Source organism: Saccharopolyspora hattusasensis (genome assembly GCF_050972075.1).
GTDB classification, from domain to species: Bacteria; Actinomycetota; Actinomycetes; order Mycobacteriales; family Pseudonocardiaceae; genus Saccharopolyspora; species Saccharopolyspora hattusasensis.
In genome coordinates, this window is sequence record NZ_JBPCDC010000001.1 from 696527 (window position 1) to 710084 (window position 13558).

At 66.5% G+C, this 13558-nt stretch carries 12 protein-coding genes; 1 reads left to right on the top strand and 11 read right to left on the bottom strand.

Going from position 1 to position 13558, the window contains the following annotated elements:
* Nucleotides 1–132: 132 nt before the first annotated feature.
* Both ACRXBZ_RS03250 and ACRXBZ_RS03255 read right to left on the bottom strand, forming a co-directional pair.
* The gene (locus ACRXBZ_RS03250; protein WP_433877712.1) at nucleotides 133–1572 is read right to left on the bottom strand and encodes an MFS transporter; all 1440 of its coding nucleotides are present in this window, start codon (nucleotides 1570–1572) and stop codon (nucleotides 133–135) included.
* Between the two features lie 45 nt (nucleotides 1573–1617).
* Nucleotides 1618–2490, bottom strand: coding sequence for an arginase family protein (locus ACRXBZ_RS03255; RefSeq protein ID WP_168589375.1), 873 nt, complete (start codon nucleotides 2488–2490; stop codon nucleotides 1618–1620).
* A gap of 146 nt (nucleotides 2491–2636) precedes the next feature.
* Between ACRXBZ_RS03255 and ACRXBZ_RS03260 the strand changes: the two genes are divergently transcribed.
* Nucleotides 2637–4175, top strand: a complete 1539-nt coding sequence (locus tag ACRXBZ_RS03260; RefSeq protein WP_433877713.1) for a PucR family transcriptional regulator — start codon at nucleotides 2637–2639, stop codon at nucleotides 4173–4175.
* 391 nt (nucleotides 4176–4566) lie between these two features.
* Here the strand turns inward: ACRXBZ_RS03260 and ACRXBZ_RS03265 are convergent, their stop codons facing one another.
* From ACRXBZ_RS03265 to ACRXBZ_RS03305, 9 genes are all read right to left on the bottom strand, one after another.
* A complete protein-coding gene (locus ACRXBZ_RS03265; protein WP_433877714.1) occupies nucleotides 4567–6159 on the bottom strand; it encodes an MFS transporter in 1593 nt (530 codons plus the stop codon).
* A 168-nt stretch (nucleotides 6160–6327) separates the two neighbouring features.
* A complete protein-coding gene (locus tag ACRXBZ_RS03270; RefSeq protein WP_433877715.1) occupies nucleotides 6328–7098 on the bottom strand; it encodes an IclR family transcriptional regulator in 771 nt (256 codons plus the stop codon).
* A gap of 14 nt (nucleotides 7099–7112) precedes the next feature.
* Complete coding sequence (locus ACRXBZ_RS03275; protein ID WP_433877716.1) at nucleotides 7113–7250, bottom strand: hypothetical protein; 138 nt, start codon at nucleotides 7248–7250, stop codon at nucleotides 7113–7115.
* 613 nt (nucleotides 7251–7863) lie between these two features.
* Complete coding sequence (locus tag ACRXBZ_RS03280; RefSeq protein WP_433883791.1) at nucleotides 7864–9438, bottom strand: AMP-binding protein; 1575 nt, start codon at nucleotides 9436–9438, stop codon at nucleotides 7864–7866.
* Nucleotides 9439–9449: 11 nt separating this feature from the next.
* The gene (locus ACRXBZ_RS03285) at nucleotides 9450–10820 is read right to left on the bottom strand and encodes a protoporphyrinogen/coproporphyrinogen oxidase (RefSeq protein WP_433877717.1); all 1371 of its coding nucleotides are present in this window, start codon (nucleotides 10818–10820) and stop codon (nucleotides 9450–9452) included.
* Nucleotides 10817–11791: a UbiA family prenyltransferase gene (locus tag ACRXBZ_RS03290; protein ID WP_433877718.1), complete on the bottom strand. Its 975-nt coding sequence runs from the start codon at nucleotides 11789–11791 to the stop codon at nucleotides 10817–10819. Before ACRXBZ_RS03290 ends, ACRXBZ_RS03285 begins: the two co-directional genes overlap by 4 nt.
* Nucleotides 11792–11805: 14 nt before the next feature.
* Entirely contained in the window at nucleotides 11806–12456 is a 651-nt protein-coding gene (locus ACRXBZ_RS03295; protein WP_433877719.1) for a class I SAM-dependent methyltransferase, read from the bottom strand.
* A gap of 79 nt (nucleotides 12457–12535) precedes the next feature.
* Nucleotides 12536–13063: an EF-hand domain-containing protein gene (locus tag ACRXBZ_RS03300; protein WP_433877720.1), complete on the bottom strand. Its 528-nt coding sequence runs from the start codon at nucleotides 13061–13063 to the stop codon at nucleotides 12536–12538.
* 178 nt (nucleotides 13064–13241) lie between these two features.
* Nucleotides 13242–13547, bottom strand: coding sequence for a hypothetical protein (locus tag ACRXBZ_RS03305; protein WP_433877721.1), 306 nt, complete (start codon nucleotides 13545–13547; stop codon nucleotides 13242–13244).
* Nucleotides 13548–13558: the final 11 nt, after the last annotated feature.

Here is a 13558-nt window from a genome sequence, read left to right on the forward strand (position 1 = left end):
TTCTCCGGCGTGTCGGGTCACGACACGCCGGAGGGTGTGGATAACTCGCACGATTTCAATGGAAATCGATTTCATCCGCATGCAGACGGGGCATCGCGGGCCTCTGCAGCTCAGCCCGGCGTGGCTGGTCGGTCAGTCGTGCTCAGCGCTCGAGCGGGCCAAGTGCATCGCGTGTGCCTCCTCGATGGAATCGGTCGCCGGCTGCGAGCCTGGCAGGGCCTGTCGCGCGGACTCCCGCAGCGTCGCGACAACGAGGATGCCGACAACCGACATTGCCATGAGGTAGTAGGCCGCAGAAAGGTGGTCACCGCTCCACCGGATAAGCGACTCGATAAACAGGGGCGCAGTGCCGCCGAAGAGTGCGACGCTGATGTTGTACGACATACCGAGTCCCCCGTAGCGGTGGCTGGTCGGGAAAAGCGCTGGAAAGGTCGAGGCGAGCGCTCCCATGTAGAGAGCGACGGGGATGCCGATCATCGTAAGACCCAGTACGACGAGGCCGATCTGGCCCGTGTTGAGCAGAAGGAAGGCCGGCATGCTCAGCACGACGACCCATCCCGACGCGGCCCAGAGCACGGCCTTTCGCCCGATCCGATCCGAGAGCATGCCGACGAAAGGCATGGAGCACGCCATGGCGATGAGCAGGGGCACGCTCACGAGGTTGCTCGAGACGGCATCGAAGCCCGGGACACCGGACAGGTATGTGGGCATGTAAGAGGTGAAGGCGTAGCCGACGGTGTTCGCGGCGGCGACGAGGCCCAGTACCTGGAGCATCTGCCGCCAGTACCGCCGGAGGAGACCGAACGGTCCGAGTGCGCGCGGCGGTTCCGTGGTTCCTGACGCCCTGAGTGCCTTGACCTGCTCGAAGTGGGGAGTCTCCCCGACGCGAAGGCGGAAGTAGATGGCGATGACACCCAGGGGTGCGGCGACCAGGAACGGGATCCGCCAGAAGCCGTCCTCCATTGCCTGCTGTCCGAACGTGACTTGTAGGACGGTCACGAACACGGCTCCTAGTGTGAAGCCGAGGTAGCTGCCCGCGTCGAGGAACGCCGTGTAAAAGCCGCGCTTGCGGTCGGGTGCGCTCTCGCTCACGAAAGTGATCGCCCCCGTCAGCTCGCCGCCTGCGGAGAAGCCCTGCACGATCTTCAGGGTGATGAGCAGGAGCGCCGCCCAGATGCCGACCGCGTCGTAGGACGGCAGCGTGCCAATGAGGAAGGTTGCGGCGACGACGAGCGCAAGGGTCGCGAAGAGCACGCGCTGGCGTCCAATGCGATCACCAAGCCACCCGCAGAACATCCCGCCCAGCGGCCTGAACAGATAGGTGCTCGCGAAGGTGCCGAGCATGAACAGGACCTGTGCCGCAGAACCGGCCTGGGGAAGGAACACCGGCCCCATCGTGACGATGAGATAGCCGAAAACGCCGACGTCGTACCATTCCATGAGGTTGCCGACGAAGGTACCGCGGACAGCGCGGCGCAGGCGTGCCCGGTCGATGACGAGGATCGAGCCGGTATCGAGTGTGCCGGGGCTGCTGGCTCTCGACGCATCCGACGAGCCAGTGGGAGTGGACATGACGACTCCTTTGTCTGTGTCCGGAAGACCGCTCACGCGGGTATGTCAGCCGAAGACGGCCGTGTAATAGGTGAGGTAGGCGGCGAGGTTCGATGTGAGATCACGGTGATCGGTGAGCGGATTGACCTCGGTCACGGCGAAAGCATCGATGTGGGGTGCGAGCGCGCGTACCGTGTCGATGGCCTGCCTGGAGGTTAGACCGCCAGGCTCATGGGCACCGGCCCCGGGTGCGTGCGCCGGATCGATCGCATCGATATCGAAGCTCAGCACGATGTGATCGGCTCCGCGAACGTGATCGAGGACGCGTTCCACCACGGATTCGACCCCGATTCGGTGGAATTCACTGGCGGTGATCTGTGCCGGACCGAGTTCGCACACGGCCGCACGTGAGCTGGGGTAGTTGAAGTGCCGCAGTCCGATCTGGATCGCGTGCTCGCGATCGACGCGCTCAAGCTCAAGCCCGCGCCGCATGCCGCTGGAGTGGCTCCACGAACCCTGCCGCTGGTTGTGGTTCATGATGTCGAGATGGGCGTCGAAGTGGATGATGCCCAGCCGTCCCGTCGTGGCCCTGTGCACTCCCTCGACGATGGCGTAGAGGACGCTATCGTCGCCTCCCAGAACCAGCGGCACGGCGCCCGCACGGACAGAGCCGGCGATCTGCTCGGCTGAACGGTCGAGTGTCTCCGAGACATCATGCGGCACAACAGAAACATCGCCGACATCGTCGATCTTTGGTGCCGGGTGAAGCTCTCCGGTCTCGAGGGAGTAGACCTCGCCGTCCTCCGATCGCATCGTCATCCACGCGAGCTGCTCACGAATCCGCGCAGGCGCGTAGCGCGATCCCGGCCATCCAAGAGTTGCCGCACCATCGAACGGGATCCCGATGAGCTCGTACCGCCGTTGTTCTCGCGCTTGCATGTGCCCGGCTCTCCTCCTCGAATCACGCCGAACCGCTCCGTTCGGCGCTCATCATCTTGAGGAGCACACGCAGACGTGTCATACACTATTTTGGCGATACCGATATTCGCGGATCGACAGATCAGTGATCGAAACGAGGGTCAAGGTTGAGCGTCACCGTTGGCGATCTGCTCGGTGCGGCAGAGCTCAAACTTCGCTGCATCGCAGGCGCCGCGGGGCTGTCGAACGTCGTGCGCTGGGTCCACGTCTCCGAGGTCGCCGACCCGACTCCGTGGCTGTCAGGCGGCGAATTCCTCCTCACGACGTTGTTCGTTCGCCGGCCTGAGGCAAACCCTGAACGGATCTTCGATGCGTTGGTCAGGGTCGGCGTGGCCGGTATCGGATGCGGCGTCAATGAGCAGCACCCTGATGTCCCCGATCGATGGGCAGAGCTGGCTGAATCCCGGGGTATCCCACTGCTGGTCGTGCCTCTGAAAACGCCCTACATTGCCATCTCGGAGTATGTCGCACGCGCCCGGATCGACGCTGCGCGGCGGCGTCTGCGCTCGCTGATGATCGCCGAGACGGCACTCGCTAACCTCTGCCTCACCGAGGACACTTGCGAACCACTCGTCCACGAGCTCGCCCGGCGGCTGCGCTGCCGCGCGGCGGTCGTCGATCGCAGACATGCCACCCTTGCCGCCTCGGGGGCTGGGGCGGAGGATTTTGCCGACGAGTTCGCCGAAACCTTCAAGCGATTCCAAGCCGGCTCGGAGCCCGCCTCGGGCGCCATCCGCGAGTCGGACCGGGACGTCGTTGTCAATCGCGGGCCGGGCACCAACGCCCCGACGCTGCTTGTCGTGCGGGAAGCCCGGTTCGATGACCAGGAACGGCTTCTCCTGGCAAGCACTGCCTCGCTGCTGGCCCTGCAGCTGTCGAGAAGTCACGTCCTCCGTGATCCCGAACGGCGCCTGCGTACTGCCTCGCTGCGGGCGATCCTCGATGCAGACACGTCTCCTGAGACGCGCTCGGATCTGCTTGCCGCGCTCGGCATTGGCCCGTCAGACAACATTCGGGTCATTGTGGCCAAGGTCGGGGCACCGGCCGTCCCGACTGATGTCGAGACGCTTGAGCGCTGTGTTCGCGACGTCGGGTGGTCGGCCAGGGCCTGGTCGACGAATGACACGATCGGCGCGCTCGTAGTACGACGTCCCGAAGCCGACTCGCCGACGCCAGAAGAATCGGGGGTGCTCTCGACTGCGCTCCGTGGCTGGGCACAGTCGTGCGGATCCTCGAAGGCGGCCGTGCGCATCGGCCTATCGCACAGTGAGCGTTCAGCTCAGGTGCTGGTCCTGTACGACGAGGCGGCCGGTTTGGCCACACTCGCCGCGCGAGGGCGCCAAACAGTCATCGCCGCCGGTGACCTCCCGCTCGAAAGTGTTGTTCCTGCGGCTCTCCCACCCGAGACAGTCCGGTACCTCCGCGCCGCGACATGGGATCGTTTGACCGACCTAGCCCTGAAGGAAGCCCTCGAGGCCTACCTCGACGCGAACGGCGTCGTGGACATCGCCGCCCGCTCGCTCGCCGTGCACCGCCAGACCCTTCGACGACGGGTGCACGGCGTGGGCGAACTGCTCGGGCTCGACCTGGATTCAGCGAGCGTGCGCGCACTCCTGGTGATCGCAAGGGAGTTTGACCGGCATTGATCGATGCCGGCCGCAACCGTGCGGCGATCGCATGGCTCAGATCTGTGATCACAGATCACAAATAGGCTTCGGCGATCGCATCCAACACACATCAGATCCGCCGCACCCCCGTGCTCGAAGCCCGGGGAGGCATTCCTTGAAGTACCTGACCGACCCCGAGCGAACACACGAAACCCGTGATGGTCGCTGTTCGCCTCACCGCGATGTTCTCCTGGGGTCCGCTGTGGGCGGTGGGATGAACACCGGTCGCTGGTTGTCGTGAGCGTTTTCGGGCGCTATAGCACCGAAAATCACGCACGGCCCACCTCTCTTCCCGCTCGGTGAACACGGGGTGCCGGTACTTCGTGACGAAAACTTTCAACAGGGCGACCAGCTGCAAATCCCGAATTGCTCACTGCGCCGGCTGCTGGAGGGCGACCTCGGCTGCGGGACGGGTCCTGCGGCGTGTGCCTAGCGCCACGCACAGCAGTGTGAGTGCCGCCGTGGCTGCGACGTAGACGGCGATCCAGCCGTATCCGCCGCTGATCGCGAACAAAGCGGTGGCGATGATCGGCGCCAGCCCGCCGCCGAAGACCCCGGCAACCTGGTAGCCGACCGAGATCCCGCTGTAGCGGACTCGCGGTGCGAACAACTCGGAGAAGAACGCGGCCATTGGGCTGTACACAGTGGCCTGGGCGACCGCGATGCCGACGACGATGGCCATGGTGATCCCGACCGAGGTTCGGGAGTCGAGCAGCCAGAAGAACGGCCACGCCCACAACGCCAGCATTGCCGCCCCGGCCATCATCACCCGCCGACGGCCGTAGCGGTCCGACAGCAGGCCCGCGATCGGGATGGTGACGATCTCGATTCCGGCGGCGATCAGCGTCGCGGTCAGCCCGATGCTTCGTGGCAGGCCGAGATTCGTCGTCAGGTAGCTCAGCGCGTACACCGAGTGCACGTAGAACGACACGTCTGTCCCGATGCGGATGCCGATGCACACCAGCACGCCCGACGGGTTGTTCCGCAGCAGTTCCACCAGCGGCAGCTTCGCCGGGGCCTTGTCCTGCTGCATCCGGACGAACTCGGGAGATTCCACCACCTTCAGCCGGATTGCGAGGCCGACCACGACCAGCACCAGGCTTGCGAGGAACGGCACCCGCCAACCCCAGGCCTCGAACGCCTCGTCGGGAAGCGCTGCCAGCAGCCCGAACGCTCCGGTGGACAGCAGCAGCCCGGCGGGCACACCGACCTGCGGCCAGCTGCCGTTGAAGCCCCGGCGGCCCGGCGGCGAGTGTTCGACGGCCATCAGCACCGCGCCGCCCCACTCGCCGCCAACCGCGATGCCCTGCACGAACCGCAGCACCACGAGCAGGATCGGGGCCGCCACTCCGATGGCGGCGAACGTCGGCAGCACCCCGACCAGGAACGTCGCCCCACCCATGATGAACAGCGTCAGCGGTTGCACGCTCAGCTTCTGGTACCGGTCGATGCCCGCAATGGCGCTGACCACCGCGATCGGCAGCTCCTCCCGTTCCAGCACCGGCCCCTGCTCGATGTTCAGCTCCAGGAAGGCGGCCACTTCCGCGGCATCCCAGGCAGCGTCCGCAACCCGGCCCGGATCACCGCCGACCCTGGTGAGCCCGGCGGCCAGGGTGTCGCCCGCGCCGTCGTCCAGCTCCAGGTGCGCGGGCAACAGGCTGCCCGCGATGGCGCGGCCGCCGACGCAGCTGAGCCCGAACTGGTTGGGCTCCTCGTTGAGGAAGTCCACCACCCGCAGGTCGTGGCGCAGCCGGATGCCCTGCTCGCGCAGGGTGCGGACCGCCACTAGCGCGGCCAGCACGCCGATGATCCCGTCGAACCGGCCGCCGCCCTCGACGGTGTCGGTGTGCGAGCCGGTCGCCAGGGCCGGTCCCGAACCCCGAGTGCCCGCGAGGGAGCCGATCAGGTTGTTCGCGGCATCGCGGCGAACCTGCAGACCCGCGTCGGCCATCCGCTCGGTCATCCAGGTCCGCGATTCGACATACCACTCCGAGATCGCCGGTCAGGTCCAGCCCGGCCGGTCCGGGGCGCGAAATTCGGCGAGGGCGTCGAGATCCGCGCGGATCCGCGCCGCCGAGCAAGCCGGGACCGTCGGGGACGATTCCGTTTTCATGGTTGAGCCTTTCGCAGGTCAGGCCCCCGGCAGCGCACTGGGCTTGCCGGGGTCGTCGAGTGCTGCTTCAAGTTGCGCGGCGGCGGCCTGGAGCGCCCGCAGTTCCGCGCGGGCGCGCGAGCCGTCGAGGCGGTGCTCCGGTCCGGCGACGCTGAACGCGCAGACGAGCTCGCCGCCACGCATCACCGGCACCCCGATCGCCACCGCGTGCTGGTCGACCTCTCCGTGGCTGATCACGTAGCGCTGCTGCCGGATCGTCTCCAGCTGGCGGCACAGCGCGCTCTTGGTCGGCGTGTTCGGGGTGAACCGCTCCATGCCGTGCTTGAGCACCTCGTGGACCACCTCCGCCGGGGCGAACGCCAACAGGGCCTTCGCCGAGGCACCGGCGTGCAGCGGGCGCAGGTGGCCCCGGGTGAACGACACCCGCATCGAGTGCGGGGAGTCGACGCTCTCCACGACCAGCGCGGACCGGCCGACGCGCACGGTCAGCAGCGCGGTTTCCGAGGTCTGCTCGACCAGCCGCCGCAGCAGCGGTAGCGCCAGCTCCCGCAGGCGCTCGTTGCCGCCTTCGCCGCTGCGGGCCAGTCGCGCGCCGACCCGGTACACGCCGTCGTCGGGTTCGAGGAAGCCCGCTGCGACGAGCGTGCGCAGGAACCGGTACACCGAACTCGTCGGCAGGCCGGTGCGCCGCGAGATCTCCTCGACGCGCTGCGGCCCGCCATCCACCACGGCGGCCAGCACGTCCAAGCCCCGCGCAAACGACGAGGGGGAGCCGGATCGGTCGGGCATGGTCGTTTCCCCTGTCAGCAGTCCGCGGCCAGGAACTCGCCGCGGCCTGCTTCGGAGTGCAGGTGGGAGCCGTCCCAGATCACCTCGCCGCGGGAAACGGTCAGCAGCACCTTGCCGCGCACCCGCATCCCGTCGAACGGGCTCCAACCCACGTTGGAGTGCAGCTCTCAGCACCGTCGACGATCCATTCCCGGTGCGGGTCGAGCACGACCAGATCGCCGTCCAGCCCCGGCTTCAGGTCGCCCTTGCGCCCGGCGAGGCCGAACGCCTTCGCCACCTTCGTCGCGGTGGTGCGCACCAGCTCGCACGGGTCGATCTTGCGCGCGTGCAACGCGCCGTGAGCGCCGCGAGTTCCATCGACACCACGATCGCCTCGACGAGTTCTGAGTTCGCCCAGACAGCCGTCCAGGCATCCAGTCGAAGACCGGATCTACAACCAACCTCGTGAGTGATCGTTCCGGTAAGAACCGGCATCACCACTCACGACCCCACCGACACCCGTCGTGAGTGACAATGCTCCGTTCCAAAAACACCCGGGTGGTCCCGAGATACATCTCCGAGTTGAGGAATCGCGACGGGCGTTTCGGTAAGGAGGACGCCGTGAGTGTTTTTGGGTGCTATGGCACCCACAAACGCTCACGGGTGTTCTTCCGCCAACCGGACACGACCAGAGGATCGTGCCGGGAGAGCTGAGTTCGGCGAACTGGAGGCCACCGCCTGCTGGAAGGTTCCGGGCAGGGTCTCGATCCCCGCAGCCGCGTTGTGTCAGGTCCACCGTCCGGTGCCGTGGGTTTCGTCCGTTGCCGTGATCTCCTGAAGTAGGGCGAGGCGACGGACTTTGCCGGTTCCGGTGCGTGGGATCTGATCCCAAGTCAGGGCAATCGGCGCTTGGAGCGGCAGAATGTCGTGGGTCGCTCGCAGCCAGCTCGCCTTGTCGAGCTCGCCGTCGACGGTGACGACGACCGGCAGCGGCGCCTTCCCCGGTTGTCCGAGGACCACGCACTCCAGCGCCTGTGGTAGCCGTTCCTCCAAGATGTCTTCGACACGCAAACAACTCATCCCCGGCACCATGTCGACCTCGCGGTCGAGCAAATCCACGCTGCCATCACGGTTGCGCACCCCGAGATCACCGGTGATCCACCAGTCGCCCCAGTGCTTGGCCTGCCATCGGTCCGTCTCCCCGACGTAGTCCAGGCAGCGGGCGGCGGTCTTGGTCAGCACGAGCCCAGGCCGGCCGCGCGGTACAGGCTCGAAGCTGTCGGGATCGACCACGCGCAACCGGGTCTTGGCCGGGACCGCGTAGCCGACGTTGCGGCTCGTGCGGCCGCTGTGCTTCAGATCGACCGAGGACCGGGTGTGGAAGCGGAAGGTCAGCGGACCGGTCTCGGACTGCCCCCATCCTTGCATCCACAGTGGACGCTTGCGGTGACTTGCGGTCAGATAGGAGCGGATCGTGGGCGGGTGCATGGCGTCGTAGGTACTCACGAACAGCCGCGTCCGCCGGAACGGGTTGTCCAGCCGCTCGGTCAACTGTGCGAACCGCACGTACGTCGCCGGTAGGGCTTCCATGACCGTCGGCGGATGTGCGCGCAACACCGGGTCCGCCCGGTCGGCGTCCTGCTGCGAGATGACGACGATCTCCCGCGGCGCCAGGCAGAACGCGCTCGCGGTCCAGCAGAAGGTGCGGCCATGCGCGTACGCGCTCGCATTGACGAGCGTATCGTCACCACGCATCCCGATCACCGGGTAGCGCACCGTCTCGAATCTCGCCAACTGGCCGATGATCGTGTTCCGCGAGTGGACTACCAGTTTGGGCGTCCCGGTCGTGCCGGAAGTGTGCATCACGGCGAGCGGATCGTCGCCATGGCGCCGGCGCGGGCCGGGTGCGCTGTGCCCGCGCACATCATCCAGGGACAGCGTGCCGGGCACCGCACCATCGAGTACCAGCGTCGTGCCGGCGAACGACGCCAGGTAGACGCCTGCCGCGCGGGCCTGTTCGAGCACCGCTGCTGTAGTGACCAGCACTTTGGGATCGAGGCGCTTGAGAAGGGCCTCGACGGTGCTGCTGGACAAGCGGTCGGAAAGCTTCGCCGGGACGGCGCCGATGCGCACAGCCGCACAGGACAACAAGTCGTAGTCCCAGTGGTTCTCCTTGACGATCGCCACTCGGTCGCGGTGGCCGGCACCAGCCGCCGCGAGCCAGCCGGCCAGTTCATGCACCAGCTCCGCGAGGTCCGCGACGCCGAACTTACGACGGTCGTCGCCGAGGTCGAAAGGGCGGTCCAGGTGAACTGTGGTGGGGGTGCCGTGTTCGGCGACTTCATCGAACAGGACGCCCATATCGTCCGGTTTCACACGGCCTCCAATGCCGAATTGAGCGACGGTCGTCGACGGTCTCTTTTTCCTCCGAGCCGGCTCAGCGTCCGCGAAGCGGCGAGCGCTCCCGCGCGCACGGCGCCTTCACTCGACGGCCGCAGTGTCAACCAGTCACCCGCGTAGTCGACCGGCGTGCAGGCGCGTGCCATGAACCCGGAACGCAACCGCAGAGCCTCCGGGGTCGCTTCGGGCAGCCCATACCGGAACCGGTGTACGAAATTCGCCGCATTGGCCGATTCCAAACCGGGCACGTAGCGGGCCGCCGCAGCGGTCAGCCGCGCGATCACCTCGGGTTCCGGAGCGTCCAGCAACTCCGCAACGGTGCGGGCATTGGCCATCAGGGTCAGGAGTCCCTTGCCCGCCGGCACGCGCCCAGGGTGCTTGGCGTGGTCGATGATGATCCCGGACAGCACCGATTCCTCGGCTTCCGGGGTGAGCAGCACATACAGCGGATGGCGGGACTCCGGTGCCACCGGTCGGTCCAGCAGGCAGCTGACCTTCAGCGTCGGCGTGAACGTGCACGCCGAAAGGAACGGACGCTCGTGGTCGGGCGTGTTGGCGTGCAGCTTCGCGGCGATCGGCGCCGGCACGCACAGCAGGACCGAACGGGCCGTCACGGTATCCCCACCGATCAGCAAGCGTGCCGAATCCCGCTCCGCAGCGACCTCGTCCACTCGCACACCGGTGGCCACGTCGAGGCCATCGGCCAGTCGGCGCGCGAGCGTGTCCATCCCATCGCGATAGGTTCGCCAGCTGCCGACCTGGCCAACGGCCAGCAGCAGACTCAACATCGGCGCCGCAGCGGAGCGCGCCGTATCCCAGCCGAAGAAACAGCCCGCAACCGGTTGGAACAGGTAATCGTGCAGTTCGTCGTGGTAGCGCCTGGTGAACTCGCGGACGGTCGCGGCGCCCAGCGGTGTGGACTCCGGAAAGTCGCAGTCGTATTCCGCCTTCCGGCGCGATGCGCCGCCGAGCACTCGCGCCAGGTCGAGGCGCGCCCGCAACGACAGCCCCGCGCCGGTGAGCATCCCAGCCCGGTCTGCGACACCGTGGTGAACGCGCCCGTCCCGCCACATACCGATGGCGCTGCCGATCTTAGGAATGTCGTCGAGCGACACCCCAAGGCGGGCCAGAAGCTGCCAGGTGGCGCGGTAGCCGTGCGGGGACAACTGCTCCGCCCCCTCATCGAGCACGAAACCTTCGTGCCGGAAGCTGTGCATCCGGCCGCCGACTTCCGGCTGCGCCTCGAACACCCGCACATCCAAGCCTGCCCGCTGCAACTCGTGCGCCGCGGTCAGGCCAGAAACGCCCGCCCCGACGACGGCGACATCGAGATCAGTGCTCACGCCGGGCCTCCCAGAGCGATGAGCAGGTTCGCCACGATCAACAGCCCGACGCTGACCCGGTGAACCTTGAAGCCCAACTTGCGGGCTCGCATGATGTCGCCGACTCGGAAGCCGAGGTAGTACTGCCGTGCGCGCAGCGCCGTCGCCGGAAGCATCAGCAGCACGAACCACCACGGCGCGGCCCCGAGCGCCGAAGCCAACGCACCGATGGCGAACTCGGCAAACGAGAGCGCACCGATGAAAATCGTGTTGCCCCGTTCGGAGACGAGAGCCGCAACGGTCGGCCGGTTCACCAAGCGGTCGCCCTCGACGTCGTTGCTGTTGGAGTAGACGCCGAACATGAGCGGGCCGAAGCCGAACAAAAGGCCCTGCACGAACACGAACCAGGAGAACTGCCCGGACACAAGGCCGTAGGGCGCGATAACCATAGAGAGGCCGAGCCAGACGAGGAAGATCTCCTGGAGCCCGCGGTAGCTCAGCTTGAGTCCGTAGGAGTACTGCAACGCCAGGACATAGAGCACGCCGGTTACCGCGACAGTCCATACCGGACTCGCGGGCGCGATCGCGAGCGTGCCCGCCCAGACCGCGGCCCCAAGCAGCGCGGCGATCCAGCCGAAGCGCTCCGCTTCGCGAGGTTCCAGCGTGCCGGCGACGAGCGGCTTCCGCAGCTTCTTACGGAGCGGATTGTCCGGCCCGTAGTTCTTGATATCGCTGCCGTCGCGGAATCCGGTGAGGTCGTCGAAAGCGACCAGCGCGACGGTCACGAGGACCTCGCCGATGAGGAAGCCAAGCAGGGTAAGGACGGTGCGTGCATCTAGCGCACCCAACGGCAGGACCACCGCGGAGGCGGCCACGAAGATGCTGAGGTAGTAGTCGTAGACGTCGAGCTTGGCTAATCGCGCGTAACTGCGGAGCTTGCTTTCCGGCCGGACTTCTCCGGTCGGGCTCGCCCGCCTCGTTTCAGTGTTCATGATCGATACCCGCTTCAGCCGGGAAACCGGATCAGTGCCGCCGTGGAACGGTCCCCGCCGTAATCCAGCTCTTGCGTCTCAACGAGCTGTGCGCCCGGCATCTGCGCGAGGTAGTCGTCCACCGACCGCAGCCGGGACCACTCGCTGACCGGGATCGCTGCCTGCGCGTACTCCACGAGCACGAAGTAACGGCTGGAGTGCGAGATCGACCGGCAGATCTCGGCCAGTGCCGCCTCGTCGAGTACGTGCATCAGCACCCAAACCGACACGGCGACATCGAACCTCCGCCCATGCCAGGGCAAGTCTTCGGCACGACCCAGCTCGAAATCTACATTGGACAGCTCGGAGCAGGATTCCTTTGCTACGTCCAGCATTCCGGGAGTCATGTCCAGCGCCGTAACACGGTCTGCCTCTGCGGCCAGAGTCGGCGTCAGGCGGCCGATCCCGCATCCGATCTCAAGCGCGGCGGACAGCGGACGGGCGAGTTCTCGTGCCGCGGTCCGCAGTTGCCCCGCCACCACCTGCCGAGTCCGCTCCGTCGTGTCGGCGTTGTACTCCGCCGGCTGGGAAGCACGCATCACGCGGGCCAGGCCCTCCCGCTGGGCCCGCTGCCGCCACTCTTCCGTTACGTCACCTGCCGTGACAATAGAGGTGTTGTTGTACATTATCTCCTCAGTTCGGATGTCCGTGCGGCCGGCGACCAGAACGGCACCGGCCGCACGGAATCAGCATCCGCGGTGAAGGTCAGCCCAACAGCTCGACGTCGGACAGGCCGAAGTGGTAGTCGCGGACGGCCGCCAGCAGCTCGTCCGTGGACAGCTCACCATTGCCGTCCTTGTCGACCCCCTGGAACGCCGCCGCGGCCTGGCTCTCGTCCATCCCCAGGGCGGTGAGCCAAGTGGCGAACTCCGCGCCGTTGATCTTCCCATCGCCGTTCTTGTCGCACAACGCCACGATGCCCTGTACCACCGGCGTCAGCGCACGGTTGAACTCGGCCTCACCCTTCTCGAAGATGAGCTTCTCCGTGACGCCAATGAACTGCGCCTCGGTGACCAGGCCGTTGCTCCCGGCCTCCTGGTCGACGTATTCGAACAGACCGATCAAGGCGTTCTTGATCGGCTGCACGTCCGCCGAGTCCACGCTCTTACCGAAAGCCTGAGCGATCTGGGCTGCCTCCTGCTCGAAGTCCGCCCGCTCCAAACGGCCGCTGCCGTCGTGGTCCCACTTGGCAAAACGCTTCTGCAGCCGCTCGGTGGCGACGGTAGTGGTCATCTCTCAATCACTCCATTTCGTTATTACCTGGAAAAAGCGGCGCGCGAGGCACGCGTCGCCTCACACAGACGTTCGCTGACCGTCCGCGTAAGATTGTTTATTTCTTAGATTTGATCCATCGGAATACCGCGGTCGATTGCGGCAGCACCGAACGCGCAGCGAGCACCGACGCCGCGTTTCAGACGGAGAAGCTCCCACTGCCCGGAGCAACGTGGGCGCCCTGTCCCGGCCCGACGGTCAGGCTCGGCCCCAGGCAGAACGGATCCCCGTAGATGCGCACCGGCTTATCGGTCTGGTTGTTCAAGACGTGTGCCGCGAGCGGCAGTTTGTAGCAGCCGTCCGGGTTCTCGTATGTGGTCAGCGGCTGCACTTCGGATTCGAAAACCGTGACCTGTCCGGTGGCCGCCAAGGCGGGAACTGCGGTAGCTCCCATCGCGGCGAGCGCACCGAGAAAACCTAGCAGCGCTATACCTGTCCTAGACATGCGGGTTCCTT

What these genes read in the sequence shown, in the direction of transcription:
- ACRXBZ_RS03250 (WP_433877712.1), bottom strand. Translation starts at nt 1,572, where the DNA reads ATGTCCACTCCCACTGGCTCGTCGGATGCGTCGAGAGCCAGCAGCCCC.
- ACRXBZ_RS03255 (WP_168589375.1), bottom strand. Translation starts at nt 2,490, where the DNA reads ATGCAAGCGCGAGAACAACGGCGGTACGAGCTCATCGGGATCCCGTTC.
- ACRXBZ_RS03265 (WP_433877714.1), bottom strand. Translation starts at nt 6,159, where the DNA reads ATGACCGAGCGGATGGCCGACGCGGGTCTGCAGGTTCGCCGCGATGCC.
- ACRXBZ_RS03270 (WP_433877715.1), bottom strand. Translation starts at nt 7,098, where the DNA reads ATGCCCGACCGATCCGGCTCCCCCTCGTCGTTTGCGCGGGGCTTGGAC.
- ACRXBZ_RS03280 (WP_433883791.1), bottom strand. Translation starts at nt 9,438, where the DNA reads ATGGGCGTCCTGTTCGATGAAGTCGCCGAACACGGCACCCCCACCACA.
- ACRXBZ_RS03290 (WP_433877718.1), bottom strand. Translation starts at nt 11,791, where the DNA reads ATGAACACTGAAACGAGGCGGGCGAGCCCGACCGGAGAAGTCCGGCCG.
- ACRXBZ_RS03295 (WP_433877719.1), bottom strand. Translation starts at nt 12,456, where the DNA reads ATGTACAACAACACCTCTATTGTCACGGCAGGTGACGTAACGGAAGAG.
- ACRXBZ_RS03300 (WP_433877720.1), bottom strand. Translation starts at nt 13,063, where the DNA reads ATGACCACTACCGTCGCCACCGAGCGGCTGCAGAAGCGTTTTGCCAAG.
- ACRXBZ_RS03305 (WP_433877721.1), bottom strand. Translation starts at nt 13,547, where the DNA reads ATGTCTAGGACAGGTATAGCGCTGCTAGGTTTTCTCGGTGCGCTCGCC.